This is a genomic window from Nitrospirota bacterium (genome assembly GCA_040755395.1).
In the GTDB taxonomy this organism is placed as follows: Bacteria; Nitrospirota; Nitrospiria; order Nitrospirales; family Nitrospiraceae; genus DATLZU01.
This window is the reverse complement of record JBFMAX010000002.1, coordinates 90,123-109,317: the sequence shown is the minus strand read 5'-3', so window position 1 is coordinate 109,317 and position 19,195 is coordinate 90,123. Positions and strand designations below refer to the sequence as shown.

Below are 19,195 nucleotides of genomic sequence, written 5' to 3'. Positions count from 1 at the left end.
ATGAGCCGGTTTTCCCACTTCTACCTGCCCGCCAGACCGACTGCGTGGAGGAGCGCGAGCACCCGCCCCGTCGTGCGCTCCCGCGGGAACTCGCCGGCCCGCTCGATCCCGCGCCGTGTCAAGTCGTCGCTGAGCCCGGCATCGGAAAGGATGGCGGTCATGGCGTTCACCATCGAGGAGACATCTTCCGGATCGAACAACAGGGCCGCAGCCCCGACCACTTCGGGAATGGCCGCGCGGTTTGACGCCGCGACCGGCGCGCCGCAGGCCATCGCTTCCAACGCCGGCAACCCAAACCCCTCTTCCAGCGACGGCAGCACGAACAACGCACAGGCGCTGTACAGCAGCGGCAGGTCGCGATCGTCGATCAGTCCGGGGAAATGCACGCGGTCACCGATTCCGAGAGACCGAGCCAGCGCATCCAGCTCGGTCCGCCGCACCGCGTCGCCGCCCGCCAGCACGAGGCGATACCGCCCGCGCAACGCCGAGGACAGCGCGGCGTAGGCCTGTAGAAGGCGCGGGAGGTTCTTGTGCGGCTTGAAATTTCCGACAAAGAGCAGGTAGGGCTCAGCGATGCCGTACTTCCGCAACGTCGCGTCGTCCGAAGTTGTCGGCCTGAATTCAGTCCCCAACGCGACCGGAATCGCGTGGACCTTGCCTGGGTCGATCCCCAAACGGCTCACGATCGCCCGCTTGGAATAGTCCGAGTCGGCGATGACAGCGGCAGCCCGACGCGCATAGAGCTTCGCCAGACCGGTCATGGCACGGTCGTAGAACGGACGGCTCGCGCCCGGATAGCCGATAAAGAACAGGTCATGGATCGTCAGGACTATTGGACAAGGGCTCCAGAGCGGGCCTTTGTAATAGGGGGACAAGAACACCGACACCCGATCCCGCGCCAGACCGCGGGGCAACGTCACCTGGTCCCACCACTGAGTGTGCGTTCGCATCAGACGCCGTACCGTCACGCCTTGCGCCGCGCCGTTCAAGTCGGTGGTTTGATCACCGTACACGAGACATTCCCATCCCTGTTGCGCCGCCGCGCGCAAGACTTCGATCAGGTATCGCCCGATCCCGGTTCGCACGCCGCGCACCAACTCGCGTCCGTCCACGCCGAGCCTCATGAATCATCCTCCCGCCGTTCCCGAAGGCACGGCCGGCTTGCGTGCAACCAACTCGATCCCCATGCCCCAGTTCAACCCGGTCAACCGATACCACCCGTAGGCGACGGCGTTGACCAACCGTTTCCCCCGTTCGGCGGCGGCGCCACGATCGAACCCGACCCGAGCGTCCCGGAATCCCGCCGACGACACCAGCTTGGCGAGCGTCGCGGATGAAAAGTGGAAGAGATGCAATTCCCGCTCATCCGGCTCATACAGGGAAGGCGGCTTCAAGCGGGCCATTCGATAGGCGGCGCGAAACACATAGTCATGGAGGTTCGGCGTGGCGAGCACCAGCCAGCCGTTCGGTCGCAGGACGCGGTACAGTTCCGCCAGGACGCGGCGCGGATCGGAGACATGTTCGATCACATGCCAACCGGTCACGACGTCGAACCACCCTTCCGGCAATTCCGCTTCCCAGACTTCGCCCTGCCGGACGTCCAAGCCGCCGCCGGCATCCGCCGCACAGGGAGAAAGTTCGGTGCCCGTCACGTCCCAGCCTCCCGCTTTGGCAATCCTCAGGAACGTCCCGTCGCCGCAGCCGATGTCCAGCAGCCGGCCCGGTACGGGGCAGAGGCCGGCGACCAATTCCATGCGCCGGTCCCAGATCTTTCGCCTGGCATTCCCTTGTTTCTCCCACGCGGAATAGTACTCCCGGTCGTAAGCCCGCTCGATGACGTCGCGAGAAGGGGTCGGCGTGACGAACACCAGGTCGCACGCACAGCGCACGACACAGGTCCCTCCGGCCTGCTCGATGATCCGCCAGTTCGTTCCTCCGCAGAGCATGCAGGTTGCCATGAGAGACGCCTATCCGTTCGTCAACTCACCGTACAGCCGTTCCACTTGGGTCACATGTCTCGACAAACTGAACTCCCGCTCCACCCGCTCCCGTCCCGCCGCCCCCAGCGATGCCGCGTAAGCCGGATCGTCGAGGAGGGTCAGGATCACCCGGGCCAGCGCAGGCGGTCGGCCGGACGGCACCAGCAGGCCCGTCTCGCCGTGGCGGACGATTTCAGGCACGCCTCCTCCATCGGTTGCGACGACCGGTTTGCCCATCGCCATGGCTTCGATGAGCACGCGGCCGAAGTGTTCGCCCCTGGACGGCAAGACGAACACATCGCACAGAGCCAGGACATCGCGCACATCGTCGAGCCAGCCGGTAAAATGGACCCATGGGCCAAGATTCAGCCTCCGGCTTTGCGCTTCCAACTCCCTCTGTAGCTCCCCGTCCCCTACCAACACCCAGTGCGTGTCCGGCCTGACTGTCCGTACCAACGCCGCCGCGTCCAGCAGATCGTCGTATCCCTTGTACGGGACAAAGCGCCCGACGCTCGCCACCACCGGCTCGCCCTCCGCAACCCCCAGTCGCTTGCGCAGGTCCTTGGGCGCCGGGCGGGGCGCAAAGCGAGCTGTATCCACGCCGTTGTGGATGCACCGGACCTTTCCGGTCTCGGCCCAGGCAAACCGCCGGCCGACGGCATGCGAATTCACGATCACGCGATCGGCCAAGCTGAAGAGTATTCGATCCAACCATCCGCCCGGGTCCGCCACACGGACGTGCCAGATGACCAGCCGTTTCGCCCACTTGCCGGCCAGGCCTGCATAGGCCATCGCGCGCGAGCCGTTGGCATGCACGATGGCGGCATCGGTCTCCACGATCAGCCGATGGAGCTCGGCGACGCTCTGAACCAGCGCAGGACTTGGCCGTCGCAAGGTCGGCATCGGCACAACGTGAGTCAGAATCTCCATCGCGCGGCACCGCTGGGCGACTGCACCCTCGGCCGGTACAACCACGATAGGCATCCACCTCGTCCGATCGAGCGTCTCTGGAATGGCGAGGAAGCTGACTTCTCCCCCGCCGACGATCTCGGCATGATTGGACACCAACATGACCGGTTGCGCCGTCGTCATCGCCTGAGCCGTTCGAGAAAATATTTCCACCGTCCCGCTTCCGCGCCGAGGTCCATCGTCATCTTCACGAGCGGCGCTAGCCACCAGGCCCGTCGATGAGCCGGGTACGCGCGCGCAAACCGGAAGCGCCACAGCATGACGACGTAGTACAGCAGCGCCAGGATCGGAACCAGACGCACCAGCGGTGGGAACGCCGAGACGAGGATCAGGAACGCCGCGGCTCGGACCGTCCACGAACTGCGGAGCAGGTATCGCACATACGACGCTCGATCCAGATGCTGTTCCCAGGTCGCCAGTTCGCCATACCCTCGTCGCACGAACCAGGTAAAGATGGCCCCGAACCGGTCTCTGGTCCGATGATAGACCACGGCGCACGGCGCATAGACGCAGCGGCCCATCTTCGCCACCCGTTCAGCCAAGAGCGCGTCTTCGCCGCCCGCCCGGGCTCCTTCAGAAAACCCGCCGGCGTTCAGGACGGCATCACGCCGGTAGGCGCAGTTGCACGTGGACAGATGGTTCGTCGGCACGACTCGTCCCATCGCCTGATGCACATAGCGCAGTCCGCCGCCGGGAAATCCCAGAATATTCTCGGCGTAGCCCAGCGGGCCGCAGTTCCTGACCAGGACCGCGCCCGCCACTCCTTGAATCGCCGGGTTCTCCAGCAACGGGGCGACCAGTTCATCGGCCCACCCCTGCTCCGCTTCGCAATCATCGTCAATGAACAGCAGCAGTTCGCCGCCGGCTTCCTTCACCGCCACGTTCCGGGCATAGCCGAACCCGTACTCCTGCCGGGGGAGAGGGACATACCTCACGCCGGGAATCGCCCTCGGTGTATCTGTCTCTTCAACGACGACGATCTCGGCTGATCGTCCGATTCCGCCCGATCGTCTGACCGAATCAATTGCCCTCAATAGGTCAGCGTGCCGATCTTTCGAGCAGATGATGACGGACACCTTGTCGTTCACAAGCAGACGGCCCCATATTTCCACGAGCCTCGCCACCGTCCGGCCGTCAGCGCGGCCGATTTCGCGAGCAACAAGCCCGCGAGTCCGACGGCTACGGTCACGGAGGGCGGAGCGCCGGCGAGCGCGGCCCGTTTGCCCGCCTCCCTGATCATCCACAGCGCATAGAGCGGCAGCAGCCACCACAGCGGCTGATAGAGCCCCCACAGCGCCAGAATCCCAAGCAGCTTTTTATCGGCTGAGGCGCCGTCCAGCCACCCGTTCACGGGGGCCGACGCCCAGACCGTGGCATATCGCGGCAGTTCCATCCACAGGCCTTTCGGCCGGTGACGTCCGAACAGATAGGCATGGCTGCATCCGAACCCGTACGCTTGGCGGAGAAGCCCGGCCAGCGTGTTGCGATGATGGTGCCGCACGACCGCCTCGGGTCGATAGGCAACGGCCGATCCTCGTCGATAGAGTCGCGCGCAGAGATCGTAGTCCTCGCCGTAGATCGTCACGCCCTCGTCGAACCCGCCGAGCTGCTCGAGCAGGGAACGCCGCACGGCCAGGTTGGCGGTGGGAAACCCGCCGGCCCACGGGGTCCAGGTCGTATGGAGCGACGGCTGTTCCGGCGATTGCAGCGTATACAGCGAACTGAAGAGCTCCAAGACCGACCCGCCGGTGGCACCCGCGATCCGCCCGGCGACTCCTCCGACGGCCTGGTCCTCGAACGGAACGACGAGCTGCTTCAACCAATCCACGTCCGGTTCGCAATCGGCGTCGGTGAAGGCGATGACCTCCCCGGCCGCGGCTTTGATTCCCGTATTCCTTGCCGCCGAGGCGCCGTGTTTGGGCTGGACCAGGCATCGAACGGTCCATCCCGCATGATCGGATTCGAAGGCGTTGAGGAGTCCCTGGCTGCCGTCGGACGATCCGTTGTCGACAAAGATGATCTCATCCGGCTTCGGATCGAGCCGGCCGAGCGCGGCCAGACAGAGCGGCAGTGTCCGTGCCGCATTCAAAACGGGAATGACGACGGAGACGCTCAACATGCCGCGGCCCTCGGTTCCAGAAGCTGGCGATACACCGTTTCGAGCGGCGCGAGGCAGCGCGGCCAGTCGTACTGCGCTTCGACGAGCCGGCGCGCGGCCATGCCCAATCGCCGCCGTTCGGACGGATCGTCCAGCAGCCTGCAGATCGCGGCGATCATGGCGTCGGCGTCGTCGGCCACGACCACGTCGCGCCCCGGTACGGCCTCGATGCCTTCGAGTCCGATGGTCGTCGTGACGATCGGTAGCCCGGCCGCCATCGCCTCCAGCAGTTTGGTCCTCGTTCCGGCTCCGGTGAAATGCGGCGCCATATAGACGGCGGCCGCGTGAAGATGCGGCACCATGTCAGGCACGTCGCCGATCACGGCCACGCTCTCGCCCGCCAGCTCTCGTACTTTCGCGTCCGGGTTGCGGCCGACGAGACGAAGCTGCGCATCCGGCCGGCGCCGCTGGATCGCCGGAAAGACCTTCGTGGCCAAATACCGCGCCGCATCCACGTTCGGCTCGAATGCCAGATCGCCGGTGAACAGCAGGACCGGCGGTACGGGGCGATCGCTCCAATCGGGTCGAACCGCGGCGCAATCCACCCCGTTCGGGACGACCAGCACCCTGCGTCCCGGCCGCGACCGTTCGCAGCGCGTCCGGTCTTCCTCGGACACCACCAAGACCCAAGAGGTCGCGGGCCAGCACACCGTATCGAACAGTCCGTAGCGGCAGAGTTGGACGAAGGTTCTGGCCTTGCGCCATGCGCCGGTCCCGTGCCGGAGCGCGCGCAGCGGACCGGCCAAGCCGTATGCCCACACGTCCAAGACGACCGGCACGCGGATGTCGATCGGCACATAGGGAATCATGGCCGGCTTTTCGAGCTGCACGGCGCCGTACCTCTTCGAGGCCAACCGGCGATGAACGGCCTCCTGCAAAGCCGGATCCTTTCCATAGGGTCCGAGGTGTCCCGCGCGCCGGAACCATGACACCGGCGCCGGAGGCACGAACTCCAGGTCCGCGCAAACGTTCTTCAACAGCCGTTCCGCCTCCTGCACGCCGTCGATCGCCGGCGCGACCAGATCCACCTCGAACCGCTCCGCCAAGAAGCGCACCATGTGCAGCATCCGTAACGCGCCGCCGCCGCGCCGGTCGGACGGAGGCGCAGGGGCCAGAAACAGCAGTCGCATGTCCTCACCGCTCTGCATCGGGCCACAGAAGAAACTTGTAGTCCGCAGGAGTGCCAATCACAGCCCATTCGTGCACCCGGCGCACGATCGCTTTGCACCGGTCCGCAATGCCAGCCCCCTCCGTGATGTCCGCTTCATAGACCCGCCGCCAACGGAGGCGCGCGGCTCGGAAGAGTCTCGTCCAGTAGGACAACGGCTGCACATTCACATGGGATGGATCCCGTTTTGCGTTAGGATGGCGCGGGTGGCAGATCTTCACATAGGCGGCACCGCTCCCGCTGAGGACCCGCCGGATCTCCCGTAGAACCGGTAGCGGTTGTTCGAGATGCTCAAACAAGTCGAGCGCGGTGACCAGATCGCAGCTCCCCGATCGCACCGGAAGACCCGATTGCGCGTCTGCCACGATCAGATGGCCATGCGCCGGAGGCGCACTCTGGGACACCGCATAGAAACTGATATCCACTCCCACCGCCCCTATCACACCTCTGGCGTGAAGCGCCTCGACCAGGAATCCTTTCGCGCAACCGATGTCCAGTGCCCGGCCAGGTGTTCTGTAACGGCAGAGAAACGCCGCCGTTCGGTCCGCCAGCGGATAGATCAGGTCGCGGGTATAAGGAGGGCTCTGGCGAGTCTTGCCCTCGAAGTACTCCCGATCGTAGAACGAAGTCGTCATAGGGCTCCGACATTGCCGCATGTCCGCCACTCACGACAGGTCAATCCCCAACTCCCGATTGAACCAGCCTCGAACGAACTCGACTGCCCGCGCATTGAGGTGCACCTCGTCGCTTGCAAATTCTTCCGAGATGAATCCCTCCCCGTCCGATGCTGCGACGAAGATATCGATGTAGGGGATACTCTGCGCCGCGCAAAACGCCTTGAGTCGTTCGTTGAACTCCCTGAAGATACCCACCCGAAGATCGGGGGCGGCATAGTACGGATACCCATACCGGTTAGGCTGCCTCCCAGCCGGCGGAATTCCGTAGACGCACAGCCTACAGCCTCGCTTGGCCACGTCGAGCAGGAACGCGCCGTAGCTCACGATGGTCCTGTCAATCCACTGGCTGAGTGGAATCCGCTCATCGTGCTTCTTGTATTGGTAATAGATGTGAATGCGGCAATCGATCTCCCCGAAAGACAGCAGGGCTATGTCTCCGCTCTTGACGCGGTTCAAGATTCGCAGGACTCTTTGCCTCCCCTGGGTCGTGCTATGATCTTGTCCCAGCTTATAAGCCGTAGCGGGACCGACATGGTAAACGAGAAACGAAGGCTGCCGCTTGAACGCCAGCACATGGCTGTCTCCAATCACATGAACGAGCGGCCGGTGTGTGAGCCTGGCGGTCAGGAGAGACGACATCTCGCACCAGCCGTCCAGGAACCTGGCGAGCATCCGGGAACAGGGATCGGCTGCCAGACCATAAAACGACCGGCAAGCGGCTGCGATCGCCTGCGCGAGCCCTTCGGCGGCCCAGATGTTGCGAGCTTTCTCGATCCGTTTGACTAAGAGAGACATGGCTATCCGTGGTTCACCCGGCCGCCGATTGAGACCGATCAGTGACAATCTGCAGCAACCTCGACACTTGCCGCGCGCTCTGCGTCCAACTGAACGACGCGGCTCGCTTCAGCCCGGCGGCCGCCATGCTTTCCCGCAGAGCCGAGTCCCTCAACACGCGGCCGATCGCGGCGGCCATGGCGGTCGGATCTTCGGGATCGACGCAGCATCCCGCGTCCCCGACCACTTCCGGCAGCGCCCCGGCCTTCGACACGATCACCGGGACTCCGGACGACAGCGCCTCCAGGACCGGCAGGCCGAAGCCTTCATAGAGAGATGGGAAGACGAACAGCGACGAACCGGCGTAAAGCACCGGCAAGTCTTCCGCCGGCACGTACCCGGTGACGATCACGTCCCCGCGGACCTTCAAACCCTCCAGCACGGTCAAGGTGTCGGTTCCCCAGCGCCGGTCACCGACGAGCACGAGCTTGGCATCGATGCCCCCTTCAAGCCTTGCCTCCTGATAGGCCCTCAGCAGCGTCGGCACGTTCTTGTGCGGTCCCAACGCCCCGACATAGAGAAGATAGGGACCGTCGATGCCGTACCGTCGGCGGATCTCCTCCAAACGAACTGCAGAAGCGGGACTGAATACCTGATTCCGCCCCGGATAGATGACATGCACCGATTCGGGGTCGATACCCAATAAGTCGACCAGATCATGCTTGGTTTGATGCGAGATCGCGACCAACGCGGCCGACCGCCGGCAGAGCCGTTGGAGCCTTTCTCGGAACCTCCGGCTTTCAGGAAATAGATTCGGTAGGCGCAACGGAATCAGGTCATAGACGATCGAGATCACCTGACCGCGCGGCAGGACAGGCGCGACCAAGCAGGTGGCGAGGTAGAGGTCCAGGCTGCTCCAAAACCGTCGCTGGACCGGCAGACTTTTTCCCAACCGGTCCCACCAGAACAACACCGCGCGGTCGGGGATCCGGAGGAGTTGGACCGGGGCGAAACGCTTTAACTCACTCACAGCTTCCACATCGAGCCACCCCCGTCGCAACAGGAGGCGGAACTCCGTTCGCGGATGATTGGCGATCAGCGTGCGGACGAGCGGTCCGACATAGCCGCTGATCCCTCCCCGCCCCACCATTGGTCCAGCATCGATTCCGACCATCATGGCCCCGCGGCTCCACCCTCCTGATATCCGCATCGATGTCCTGCACCGCTCCAGGCTCAGGCGCGGGCATGCCCCTGGAGAGTTTCTCGAAACCGTCCCATCAACTTGAGCAGATCGTCAGTCGACGCCACCCGGAACAGCAACAACATCCCGCCGTAGCCCATCAGCGCCGCCGCCGTAGCCGGTACTGCGCCGGTCGACCAGAGCGCATAGAGCAGGCCTCCGCCAAGCAGCGCCGCGCCGAACACCGAACGCGCAACGCGCAGCGAGATGGAAAAGCGGAGGTAGCGGCGGACCAGGAACGCCGCCACTCCTAGCAGCACCGCTTCGGAGACCAGCGTGCTCACCGCGGCTCCGACCCCTTCCCAGAGCGCGATGGTCCACAGGTTCAGAGCGAGATTCAAGAAGAAGACACTGGCCAGCGCCACAGCCCACTGCCGCTCCTTTCCTCTCGCCTGCAGAGCCACGCTCAACGGCGCATAGAGCCAATTGGCCGCGGCGGACCAGGCCAAAATCATCAAGATTGGGGCTCCGGCCGTGAAGTCCCGCCCATACAGCAAGGCCAACAAGATCGGCGCGAAGCCGGTCAAGCCCAGAGCAAGGCCCGGCGCCACGACGATTAAGACCTTCATCAGACGGTCGAAACTCCCCGAGGATCCCGTTCGCGACTCTTGCACCAGATAGGGAAACAACGCCCCGGCGATTGTGGATCCGAAGTTGATCACCATGTTGATGGGCTTATAGGCCGCGCTGTAGAGCCCCACGATTGCGGGCGAGGACATCTGTCCTAAGAGCATGATGTCAGCCCTCGTGTAGAACCCCTGAACGGCCGCCGCCGCACCGAACGGAATCGCCTGACCGAACAGCGTGCGAATGGAAACCGGTTTGCTCATAGTTTGGGGCAGGAAGGGCGCGGCCACGACTCGCCCCACGAGGATCGACAATCCGGCGGCGATCACCTGTGCCCACAGGAACGCCGCGACGCTGGCCTGCCAGATCGCCGCCAGACCCAGCAGCCCTGTGCCTGCAAGGCCGACGACCAATTCTGCAACCGCCAATCGATCATACCGGGCCCGTCCGCCCAGCACGGCCAGATAGGGCCAACTCAGTGTTCCCAACGCAAGTTGCGCCGCCGCCAGAATGACATACGTCGTCGGAACCGGCTGTGCCGGAAGAACGGCAGCGAAACCGATCACCGCGCCGAACACGAAAACGGCTAGCAGCACTTGCGCACGCACTGCTGCGCGGAGCGTGCCCAGGCTGGTCTGCGGCTCAAGCGCGATCGTGCGAGTAACAACGGCGCTGATACCGAGATTCGGCAAAAGCCCGAACATGGCAGCAAGCCCCATCGCATAGGCGTATTGTCCCAGATACTCGACACCGAGGAGCCGGGCCAGGATGATCGAGTTGCCTAACGACAGCACAAAGCCCAGCACACGGCCGGTCAGCAGCAGGCTGGTTGCACGTGTGAGCGAGATGCCCTTGAGGCTGTCGGTCATGCGATTTCCGTCCCCTTGCTTGTTTCTCAGTGCCCGCTTGTCTCGGGTGCGCCTGTCCGGCCAAACTGAAATCTGGCCGGTCCTTCGACCATCGGGGTTTTCTGCTCCGTGTCCGATTTCACTGCAAGCTGATGCTCAACCCCGTTCAGCATGACGCTCCTGACCACCAGCCCCGCATAGAGCCAGAACGGCTCCATGATGCGAACGATGATGAACGTGTTGGAGCCGATGGCGTGTATCAACAACCCCAGGAAGCCGAACAGGAACCCGAGCGCGATGCCGCGCAGGTACGGATCCTGGAGCTGCTGATAGCCGGCCTTCCCGGTCCGAAAGATGACCCACATCAACGCCAGGAAGGCGCACAATCCCAAGAGGCCCGTCTCCGTGAGCACCCGGGGATACATCGCATCCATGAAGGGGCCGCCGGTGACGCCATGCCCCCACAATGGCGACTGCTTCCACACCTCGAACGATCGCTGCCAGGAGCGCAAACGGTCCGATGTCGAGGTATCGACTCTGACTCTTCCGATCCTGATCTGTCCCTCTTCCGGAGGCTGCGCAAAGGTGTACACAATCCGCTCCGTGACGGCGCGCGGTGCCAGGAAGGGGGTCGCGGCCATGCTCAGCACCAACAGCGCCAGCAGCAAGGGACTGCGACGGCGCAGGAACACCAGGAAGCCGAGCGCGACCACGGCGGCCCCGAGAAACGAGGCCCGCGACAGCGTCGCCTGCAGCGCGATCCCGCAGATCCCCAACAAGACGGTCAAGGGCCAGCGTCGCGTCACCGCGCCGCGCGTCACCAACAGGCCCGAGATGACAGCCATCATGAAGACCAGATAGCCGCCCAGGGTGTTCGGCTCCCCTTCTTCTCCTTCGAACGGCGCGGAGACGCGCGCGCCGGACGGAATTTGCGAGATGGCGTACAGCGACACGGCAAGACAGGTGAGCAGGCTGGCGGTGACCAGGTGCTTGATCTGCTTCTCGGTGTGAATGAGGTTGACCGTCATAAAATAGAGAAAAAAGTATTCGTAGTACTTCAGGAGGAAGAAAAACCCTCCCGCAGGCCTGACGCGCCCCGTGAGCACCCCCATGAGCGTCGCGAAGACGCAGCCCGCGACATAGAGCATGATCGTGCGGTTGAGGGGTGTCCGGACGAAGGCCGCCGCCTCCTTGGACACGGCGGCGCGCGCAAGCCAAGCGAGGCCGACCAGCACCAACAGCAGGTCGTCGAACCGAAGGGTGATGCCCCTCCCCATCGTCGCCCCGGTGCCCAGGCTGCCCACGAGAAATTCCGGACCGAGCAACATCGAGAAGACGAGGATGTACAGCCCCGCCAAAGGAGAGAGAAACGCGATGAGCAAGGGGATGGCGCCCGCAATCAAGGTCAGGCTGGTCGTCGGCCTAGTACCGGCGAGGAGGAGCGCCAGCGGCACCGCCGCCAACGCGGGAAGAACTCGGATCAACCACTCGGTTGCCGGTCTCTCTCTTGAAAATGCAGTCAATCGTCAACCGTCATTCGTCAATCGAGGCCATTCATCGTGATTTGTTCAAAGTGAATCGGCGGCCGTACGTTGAACGGTTCACGTTTAACGATTCACGCGTCGCGCCTCAGCGATACTCGTAACGGTACAGCCCGGCGTCGGCGGAAATTTCCGCCCTGACGTTGGTCAGCACCACGCCGAGCACATTGGCCTGAGCGTGATCGAGGAGGAACTTGGCCCGTTTCAGGGCGTTGCGCCCGATCCTCCCCACTTGATACACGAGAATGGTTCCGTCGACGCGCGAGCTGATCGCCACGGCGTCGGTCACGGGAAGAATCGGCGGCGTATCGAACAGCACCACGTCGTACTCTTCCTGCATTTCCGTGACCAGGGCTTTGATCCTGTTCAGATTCATGAACTCGCTGGGATTGCCCGACGAGGAGCCGCTGGTCAGCACGAAAAGGTTGTCGAGGCCAGGGCTTGCCATGACCCGATCGGCGCCCAGGGTTCCGAGCATCAAGTCCGTCGCCGATCGCACCGACTTCCGCCAGGGAACGCTGCCCGACAAGGCGTCGACGAGACCCGGCTCGCGATCGATCCCGAGCCGCTGATGGACGATCGGCCGGCGGAGGTCGGCGTCCACCAACAGAACACGCTGACCTTCCTGGGCCAGGGTGATTGCCAGGTTGATCACGCAGGTGCTTTTTCCCTCGCCGAGTCCAGCGCTGGTGAACAGAATGGATTTCACCCGGCGATCCATGCTCGCGAATTGGATGTTGGTGCGCAGCGACCGAAGACTCTCCGACAGCACCGACTTGGGATCGATGAGACAGATCAATTTCGAGAAACTCTCGACCGTCTCGCGGGGCGTGTTCGGCGTGAGGGCCGCCTTCGCCGCTTCTTCCAGCTCCCTGTCGTCGAACTGCGGGATCACGCCCAGCACAGGCACCTTGAGGAAGTCTTCGACGCCCTCGATCGTGCCGATCGACGTATCGAACGACTCCCGCGCAAACGCGAGGACGATGCCCAGGAAGACGCCCATCAGGGAGCCGATCATGAGATTCAGCTCGGTGTTGGGCGCATTGATCGGGCCGGCAGGGGCGATGGCCGGCGCAATGATCGTCACCTCTTCGATCTGCTCGGCGCTTTTGATCAGGAGTTCTTGGTGTTTGATCTTGAGCGTGGCGTGCAGATCGGAATTGACCTTCACCTCGCGCTCGAGACGGTTGAGCTCGATGGCCGCCTTGGGAAACGCCAGGTACCGCTCGCGATAGCGATCGATCTGCTCTTTCAGCGCCGCTTCCCGGTCGTTCAGCGTCTTCAGTTTGGAGGCCAACTCGCGCGTCATCTCCGCCTTGACGTTCGCGATCTTGCGTTGCAGTTCCTGCACTTTCGGGTGCTGCGCGGTGTAGTTGATCAGCAGCGTGGAGCGCTCTTGCAGAAGGTCCATCAACTTGTTGTTGAGAATTCCCAGGAGCGCGTTCGGCTCTTCGGTGAAGATCCGCCCGGTCTGGCTGCCGGCGGAGTCGGCGTCCCCCCGGCTCAGCGCCTGAATCTGCTTGGCGGTTTCGTCCTTCCGGCGCAGGACGGCGTTGTACTCTTCTTCCAACTTGGTGAAAGTCTCCAAGGCGGCCTTGGCTTCGTCGGCCAGAAAGACCTGCCCTTCCCGTTCCTTGAACTCCCGCAGAGCCTCCTCCGCCTCGCCGAGTTTCCGTTCCAGAGCGGCCAACTGTTCCTCGACGAACCGTCGGGATTCCGTCACCATCCGGTTCCGGGCCGTGATGTTCTCGATGCGATAGGCGTCGGCCACCGCGTTGGCCATTTTCTCGGCCGTTTCCGGCCGGTCGGCTGTGGCCGTGATCCGGATGATGTTGGTGTCGGGCTCCCGCGTCGTCCTGATCCGTTGCCCCAGTTCATAGATGCGGTTCAGATACTCGGCGGACCGGCGCGCCTCCGGGGACGGCTCCGCCGGCACCAAGCTTAATTCCTGGGCCACGCGTTCCATGACCGGGAAACTTCGGATGAACTCGGTCTGGGTGCTGAGGTCGTTGGCGGTGGAGAACGACAAGGACTCCAGCAATTGCTGCGCGACGGTGCTGCTCCGGTCGAACTTCACGCGGGCGGTGGCTTCATAGACCGGTTCAGGCTGGAGCATCTGGGAGAAGACGAAGGTAAAGACGACCACCAGCGCGGCGGCGAACAGGATGAGGTACCGGCGCTTCTTGATGATCAGCCAGTAGTCGATGATGTCAAGTTCGTACTGGGCCATAAATCCTGTCGTTGTCGCGACGAGCGCGCCGATGCCTTTCGCGCTACCTGATGACTGCGCCGGGGAAGAACGCCGGGATGATGAAGGCCGGATAGAACGGCGTGATGGCGGTCTGCACGATCGGCATCACCTTCTTGGCCGCTTCCGCCGCGTCGCCGAGATGCTCGCGCGGCACGAACACGATGTCGTTCTCCTCCAACGGAAGATTCCGGCTGAAATCGCCGTAGGTGTAGAGCCGGGCCAAGTCGGCGGTGAGAATCTGCGGCTGTTGCAGATCGCCGCCGCGGATGATTCGGATCTCCTCCAGCAACGCCGTCTCGTTGTAATTCTCGGCCATCGCCAGCGCCTGGATGACCGTCATGTTGCGCGACATCGGAATCATCCCCGGTTTCTTGACGTCGCCGAACACGAACACGCGCTTCACGCGCAACGCTTTCTTCTTCAACTGCACCTGGACCCGCGGTTGGCGCATGTAGGGCGTCACGCTCTCCTGAATGCGCGCCTCGGCCTGAGCCGCCGTCATACCCGCCACCGCGACTTCCACGAACGAGAGGCTGACCATGCCGGACTCTCGGACCGTCGCACTGAATTTCTCCTCCCCGGCCCCGCGCCGGATCGTGACGTCCAGCGTGTCCCCCGGTTCGATCAGAGCGTCCGAACTGGCGACCGTTTCGTCGGCGTAGACGTCGCCTTTGGGCAGCGGCGGCAACGGCTCGGTCGGCCGGGTGATCGCCGTCGGCGGCAGCGTGGACTGCGCGGGGTTTCGGCATCCAGCGAAACCAGCCGCGACGGCCAGAACCAACAACAGACGGAGCGATGATCGAACAGCCAGACGACCGAGAGTCATAGACTGGTCCTCAGATCGCTTCCAGCGGTTTCAACACTTCCACAATGTGCACGAGCGTCGTCTTGCTGAGGTCCAGGATTTTCGTCAGCGTCGCCCCGTCGGCCTCGGCGGATTGCTGGACCTGGAGGATAGGACGTAATGGATATCGCTGGCTGACTTGGATCACGGCGCCGACTTCCCCCGTATTCAACCGCACGACAGTACCGAGGGGATAAACGGACAGTTGCTCGACGAGCGCCTTTAGCAGATGATGCGGAAATTTGCGTTTCTCATTAACCAACATTTGTCTGACCGCATGGTGCGGCAGGATACGTCGGCGATAGGATCTGGGGCTGATCAGCGCATCGAACGCGTCGACCAAGCCGATGAGTTGAGCATATTCATGAATCTGGCCGCCGCTCAGCCGATCCGGGTAGCCTTGGCCATCCCACCGCTCATGTTCCTGCCAGGCGACACGCGCCAGCCAACCGAAGCTCGTTCCAAGCCGGTTTAGAATTTCCCGGCCGAGTTTGGGATGCTCTTCGATCTGCGCTCGCTCCTCGGGGGTCAACGCTCCGGGCTTCATCACCAGCGATTCCGGCAGCGCGAACATGCCCACGTCGTGGAGGAGCCCGGCTAAGACCAGGCGCTCAAGATCGATGGCTTCGTATCCCAGCCCGATCCCGATCTTCGCAGCTAGAATCGCCACATGCACGGGATTGGTCGTAAGCGGCCGGTCTTCCGAACACGAAAAGACTTTCAGGAGCAAATCATCGGCCTGTTGGACCGACGCCGTGATGCCCGTCGCCACGTGCGCGATGTCTTCGATTCGTACCGTCGCGCCCTGCCGGACGGCATGTCCCAACCGCAGCAGTTCCTCTTTCGCCAGGTGATACCAGTCCAGATCGGGAGGCGACACGGAACTTGCCGTCGTGGCCGGTTCCGGACCGGATGACGCGCGGAATGCGCCGTCGATGCCTGCGCTACCAGGCACAGACGACGCTTTATGGTGTTCGCGCACGATATCCGATAGGCGCGGCATGTCGCGCTCCCCCTCTCGCATATGGCGAGTTCTCGCGTTCCTTGCGATCCTCCGTGGTGTGGACGGATCCGACTCTTCGCATAGCCGTCACCGTCTGATCGGAAGCCGCTTGAGCTCGGGCGGCTTCGACTCGAGTTTCTGCAGCTCCCTCTCCAACATCGCTCGAATGAAGCCGCTGGTCGTATAGCCCTGGCGCTTCAGTTCATCCAACTGAAGCTTCAGTTCCAGCGGCAACTGAATGACAATCCGTACTAATTTGGGCATCTCATTACTCCACTGTGTCACAAACCATGCCGGGTCGTCGCAGAAGGCATGCACATGCTATGCCCTGCTAGCATTTGTGCCATGCCCTCAAAAACTAAGGAACTTTCATGGAGATCATCGACCCGCGCGTTTCCGGGAATGGACAAAAACCCGTCAAGATTTCGACTGATGCGCAATTTTGGTCGGATCGTCGCGTGGGGGAGGGTCCGGCGCGCACGAAAGAAAACAGTCGCCAGGGGCCTTCGGCCTACCTTGCAGCGTGAAGATCATGGCTGGGCGAGAGGCTAGAGGCTCGGGGCGAGGGGGAAAGAGCCTCGGGCCGCTGGCCTCGCGCCTATTGTTCAACAGCCGTTATTGGATTCCCCAGCGGAACCACAGTCGGAAGAGGTTTCGCCGTTCGGCTCCTGTCATGGTCGCCCCAATGCGGACAGGCGCCAAGAGCCGCTCCTTCATGGTGTGGATCGTGACTCTCGACGATGAAGCCTGAGCGATCATCCACACCGCTCCATCGACATCGGTTCTGAACGTGCGACTTCCGACAGCCGCGAGCGCCTCCAAGACCGAGGCGGCGGGATGCCCGTATGGATTGTGTCGCCCGACCGAAATCACGGCGGTTTCCGGGCGGACGCGCTCCAGCCAGAGGAGACTCAGGGAGCTCTTCGCACCGTGGTGGGGCACCTTGAGAATCGTCGTCTGGCGCGCGCTGCCGGTCTCAACCAGGCGCAGCAGTCCTTGCGCCTCGAGATCGGCGGCAAACAGAAATGAAAGCGACCCGCATTCTAGCCGAGTGACGACCGACAGGTTGTTCAGCGCCGTCCCGGACGAGCGAGCAGGCGGCGACGCCACGGACACGGCGCCGGCCGGCGGGTTGAGGACGAGCAGACGGCACGACCCCGAATCGATGACGGTGTCGCCTTCCTGCGCCACACGCTCGGCGAGCCCCCGCGCCGCCAGCGCGCCTTCCAGCCTCCGGTAAAACGCCTCGCTTCTCGTGACGCCGTTCCCCCAATACTGGCCGGTCGGGAAATGTCGAAGGATCCAGGCGAGCCCTCCGACATGGTCCACCTGCGGATGCGTCCCGATCACGCGATCGATCGTCCGGATTCCGCGATTCCACAGAAACGGGCCGACGACGTTGCGTCCCATGTCGAAACGCTCGAGCGTCGCGCCGCCGTCGATCAGCACGGTTCGCCCGTCCGGGAGCTCGACGACCGCGGCATCCCCTTGCCCGACATCGAGAAACGTCACCCTGGTCGTATCTCGGTCCGGACGGTCCCGCGGCGACCACCCCCACCACCCGAGCAGCAGCGACACCGCGACCGCGGCGGCCAGCCGATGGGCGACGGGGCTCTTCCGCCGCATCGCCCACCAGAGAAGAACGTAAAACACGCCGAGGGCCGGAACCGCCGGCGCGGCGACGTGCCACTCCGCTCCCGGCACGGATGCAAACCGATCGGCGATCTGCGCAAACAGATCGAAGAGCATTTGATTCAGCGTGGCGGCCGGCAATCGATCTCCGCCCGCTAAAAGCAGCCATACGGCCGAGCCGAGGCCCAGAGGGACCAACGCCAGTCCGGCCAGCGGCACGACGATCAGGTTGGCGATCAGCCCGACCCATGCGACTTGGTTGAAATAATATGCCACCAGCGGGAGGGTCACGAGCGTGATCGCGCCGGTGATCCGCACGGACTCCCTGCCCCACTCCAACCATTTCATAGACAGGAATTCCGGCCGGGCGGCGTCGGGCGGGCTGTCCGGAGCGGGCGGCAACACCAGCGCGATGGCGAGGACCGACAGGTAGGACAGTTGAAACGAGATGTCGAACAAAGCGCGAGGATCATGGCACAGGATCAGCAGAGCGGCCAGCGCGAGAGCCGAGAGCAAAAGCTTGTCCCGCCCCAACCAGACGGCGGCGAGGAACAGCAGAATCATGACCAGCGAGCGGACAGTCGCCACTTCGGCCCCGGCCAGCGCCGTGTAATATGTGACCGGCGCGACAGTGACAGCGGCGGCCACCCGCGTCGGGGTGACGCGCAGGGAGAGCGCAAGCAACCACGTGGCGGGGAGAGCCAGACAGAGCCGCTTCACCGCCCAGAAGCACAGAAACGAGATGAGCCCGAGGTGCGAACCGGAGATGGAAAGAATATGCACGACGCCGGCCGCCATGAAGCTGTCGCGCACCTCCGGCGACAGATACCCTTGTTCGCCGACGATCATGCCCAGATAGATGCCCAGAGCCGGGCCCTGCAGCGTCGCGACCGCGGCGCGGCGGATCCGGTCCCGCCAATGATCCACCCGATGCCAGAGCTCCCACCGCAGCGATCCCCCGCCCGATTTCAGCAATCTGACCGCTCCCGGTCCCGTCACCGAGGCGACGGCTTGAATATCCTGCCGTTCGAGATAGGCGGCATAGTCGAACCCGCCGGGATTCAAGAGCCCCGTGGGTGGATGAAGCCGCGCCGAGAATTCGATCCGGTCGCCCCGCACGAAGGCGCGATCCGGTTCTCGCCAGGTCAGCCGAATCCGTCCGGGATCGAGCGTGAGCTCCCTGTCCGGGTCGCGGATCACCCCTTCAACGACCCCTATTGCACGATCCGGCCCGTAGCGCACAGGCTCGACGATGGTCCCGACCACTTTCGCGGGCGCCGAACGGGTCAGATCAGGAAGCGGAGGGCGATGGACGGCCCAGGCATACAGGTTCCAGTAGAGCACGCCGGCCAGCAGAGCGGTATAGAGAATGATCCCCTGCGAAGACTTGCGCGCGCCCCGTTCAGCCCAGGTCAGGCCGAAAGCCGCCAGGAGCAGCACGCCGAGAACGGAGAGAGGAACATAGGGCAGGTAGGATCCGAGAACGAGGCCGGCGAGAAAGGCGGCGGTCAGGGTCGGCAGCATGAACGGCCCCGGAACCATCG

17 protein-coding genes are annotated in these 19,195 nt (G+C 63.6%); 1 reads left to right on the top strand and 16 read right to left on the bottom strand.

The window, feature by feature from the left end; translation table 11 throughout:
- Positions 1–20 precede the first annotated feature (20 nt).
- The 15 genes from AB1555_04555 to AB1555_04485 all read right to left on the bottom strand — a co-directional run bounded on the left by AB1555_04555 (position 21) and on the right by AB1555_04485 (position 16,283).
- A complete protein-coding gene (locus tag AB1555_04555; protein ID MEW6245964.1) occupies positions 21–1,124 on the bottom strand; it encodes a glycosyltransferase family 1 protein in 1,104 nt (367 codons plus the stop codon).
- A 3-nt stretch (positions 1,125–1,127) separates the two neighbouring features.
- The gene (locus AB1555_04550; GenBank protein ID MEW6245963.1) at positions 1,128–1,958 is read right to left on the bottom strand and encodes a class I SAM-dependent methyltransferase; all 831 of its coding nucleotides are present in this window, start codon (positions 1,956–1,958) and stop codon (positions 1,128–1,130) included.
- 9 nt (positions 1,959–1,967) lie between these two features.
- Entirely contained in the window at positions 1,968–3,071 is a 1,104-nt protein-coding gene (locus AB1555_04545; GenBank protein ID MEW6245962.1) for a glycosyltransferase family 4 protein, read from the bottom strand.
- Positions 3,068–4,024, bottom strand: coding sequence for a glycosyltransferase (locus AB1555_04540; protein ID MEW6245961.1), 957 nt, complete (start codon positions 4,022–4,024; stop codon positions 3,068–3,070). The genes AB1555_04545 and AB1555_04540 overlap by 4 nt, the downstream gene beginning before the upstream one ends.
- Positions 4,025–4,032: 8 nt before the next feature.
- Positions 4,033–5,067 carry a glycosyltransferase gene (locus AB1555_04535; protein MEW6245960.1) on the bottom strand — a complete coding sequence of 345 codons (1,035 nt, stop codon included), beginning with the start codon at positions 5,065–5,067 and terminating at the stop codon, positions 4,033–4,035.
- Positions 5,061–6,236, bottom strand: a complete 1,176-nt coding sequence (locus AB1555_04530) for a glycosyltransferase family 4 protein (GenBank protein MEW6245959.1) — start codon at positions 6,234–6,236, stop codon at positions 5,061–5,063. The genes AB1555_04535 and AB1555_04530 overlap by 7 nt, the downstream gene beginning before the upstream one ends.
- A gap of 4 nt (positions 6,237–6,240) precedes the next feature.
- The gene (locus AB1555_04525) at positions 6,241–6,909 is read right to left on the bottom strand and encodes a class I SAM-dependent methyltransferase (GenBank protein ID MEW6245958.1); all 669 of its coding nucleotides are present in this window, start codon (positions 6,907–6,909) and stop codon (positions 6,241–6,243) included.
- A gap of 30 nt (positions 6,910–6,939) precedes the next feature.
- A complete protein-coding gene (locus tag AB1555_04520; protein MEW6245957.1) occupies positions 6,940–7,746 on the bottom strand; it encodes an SGNH/GDSL hydrolase family protein in 807 nt (268 codons plus the stop codon).
- A 13-nt stretch (positions 7,747–7,759) separates the two neighbouring features.
- Positions 7,760–8,902 carry a glycosyltransferase family 1 protein gene (locus tag AB1555_04515; protein ID MEW6245956.1) on the bottom strand — a complete coding sequence of 381 codons (1,143 nt, stop codon included), beginning with the start codon at positions 8,900–8,902 and terminating at the stop codon, positions 7,760–7,762.
- A 56-nt stretch (positions 8,903–8,958) separates the two neighbouring features.
- Positions 8,959–10,401, bottom strand: a complete 1,443-nt coding sequence (locus AB1555_04510) for a flippase (protein MEW6245955.1) — start codon at positions 10,399–10,401, stop codon at positions 8,959–8,961.
- Positions 10,402–10,427: 26 nt separating this feature from the next.
- Entirely contained in the window at positions 10,428–11,864 is a 1,437-nt protein-coding gene (locus AB1555_04505) for an O-antigen ligase family protein (protein ID MEW6245954.1), read from the bottom strand.
- Positions 11,865–12,009: 145 nt separating this feature from the next.
- Positions 12,010–14,151, bottom strand: coding sequence for a polysaccharide biosynthesis tyrosine autokinase (locus tag AB1555_04500; GenBank protein MEW6245953.1), 2,142 nt, complete (start codon positions 14,149–14,151; stop codon positions 12,010–12,012).
- A 43-nt stretch (positions 14,152–14,194) separates the two neighbouring features.
- Positions 14,195–14,998 carry a polysaccharide biosynthesis/export family protein gene (locus AB1555_04495; protein ID MEW6245952.1) on the bottom strand — a complete coding sequence of 268 codons (804 nt, stop codon included), beginning with the start codon at positions 14,996–14,998 and terminating at the stop codon, positions 14,195–14,197.
- Positions 14,999–15,008: 10 nt separating this feature from the next.
- Positions 15,009–16,019: an HD-GYP domain-containing protein gene (locus AB1555_04490; protein MEW6245951.1), complete on the bottom strand. Its 1,011-nt coding sequence runs from the start codon at positions 16,017–16,019 to the stop codon at positions 15,009–15,011.
- 87 nt (positions 16,020–16,106) lie between these two features.
- Positions 16,107–16,283 carry a hypothetical protein gene (locus tag AB1555_04485; protein MEW6245950.1) on the bottom strand — a complete coding sequence of 59 codons (177 nt, stop codon included), beginning with the start codon at positions 16,281–16,283 and terminating at the stop codon, positions 16,107–16,109.
- Positions 16,284–16,390: 107 nt separating this feature from the next.
- Between AB1555_04485 and AB1555_04480 the strand changes: the two genes are divergently transcribed.
- On the top strand, positions 16,391–16,546 hold the full coding sequence (locus AB1555_04480) for a hypothetical protein (protein MEW6245949.1): 156 nt from the start codon (positions 16,391–16,393) through the stop codon (positions 16,544–16,546).
- A gap of 88 nt (positions 16,547–16,634) precedes the next feature.
- Here AB1555_04480 and AB1555_04475 read toward each other — a convergent pair whose 3' ends face one another.
- The gene (locus tag AB1555_04475) at positions 16,635–19,193 is read right to left on the bottom strand and encodes a DNA internalization-related competence protein ComEC/Rec2 (GenBank protein MEW6245948.1); all 2,559 of its coding nucleotides are present in this window, start codon (positions 19,191–19,193) and stop codon (positions 16,635–16,637) included.
- Positions 19,194–19,195 lie beyond the last annotated feature (2 nt).

What these genes read in the sequence shown, in the direction of transcription:
- AB1555_04555 (MEW6245964.1), bottom strand. Translation starts at nt 1,124, where the DNA reads ATGAGGCTCGGCGTGGACGGACGCGAGTTGGTGCGCGGCGTGCGAACC.
- AB1555_04550 (MEW6245963.1), bottom strand. Translation starts at nt 1,958, where the DNA reads ATGGCAACCTGCATGCTCTGCGGAGGAACGAACTGGCGGATCATCGAG.
- AB1555_04545 (MEW6245962.1), bottom strand. Translation starts at nt 3,071, where the DNA reads ATGACGACGGCGCAACCGGTCATGTTGGTGTCCAATCATGCCGAGATC.
- AB1555_04535 (MEW6245960.1), bottom strand. Translation starts at nt 5,067, where the DNA reads ATGTTGAGCGTCTCCGTCGTCATTCCCGTTTTGAATGCGGCACGGACA.
- AB1555_04530 (MEW6245959.1), bottom strand. Translation starts at nt 6,236, where the DNA reads ATGCGACTGCTGTTTCTGGCCCCTGCGCCTCCGTCCGACCGGCGCGGC.
- AB1555_04525 (MEW6245958.1), bottom strand. Translation starts at nt 6,909, where the DNA reads ATGACGACTTCGTTCTACGATCGGGAGTACTTCGAGGGCAAGACTCGC.
- AB1555_04520 (MEW6245957.1), bottom strand. Translation starts at nt 7,746, where the DNA reads ATGTCTCTCTTAGTCAAACGGATCGAGAAAGCTCGCAACATCTGGGCC.
- AB1555_04515 (MEW6245956.1), bottom strand. Translation starts at nt 8,902, where the DNA reads ATGATGGTCGGAATCGATGCTGGACCAATGGTGGGGCGGGGAGGGATC.
- AB1555_04510 (MEW6245955.1), bottom strand. Translation starts at nt 10,401, where the DNA reads ATGACCGACAGCCTCAAGGGCATCTCGCTCACACGTGCAACCAGCCTG.
- AB1555_04500 (MEW6245953.1), bottom strand. Translation starts at nt 14,151, where the DNA reads ATGGCCCAGTACGAACTTGACATCATCGACTACTGGCTGATCATCAAG.
- AB1555_04495 (MEW6245952.1), bottom strand. Translation starts at nt 14,998, where the DNA reads ATGACTCTCGGTCGTCTGGCTGTTCGATCATCGCTCCGTCTGTTGTTG.
- AB1555_04490 (MEW6245951.1), bottom strand. Translation starts at nt 16,019, where the DNA reads ATGCCGCGCCTATCGGATATCGTGCGCGAACACCATAAAGCGTCGTCT.
- AB1555_04485 (MEW6245950.1), bottom strand. Translation starts at nt 16,283, where the DNA reads ATGCCCAAATTAGTACGGATTGTCATTCAGTTGCCGCTGGAACTGAAG.
- AB1555_04480 (MEW6245949.1), top strand. Translation starts at nt 16,391, where the DNA reads ATGGAGATCATCGACCCGCGCGTTTCCGGGAATGGACAAAAACCCGTC.
- AB1555_04475 (MEW6245948.1), bottom strand. Translation starts at nt 19,193, where the DNA reads ATGGTTCCGGGGCCGTTCATGCTGCCGACCCTGACCGCCGCCTTTCTC.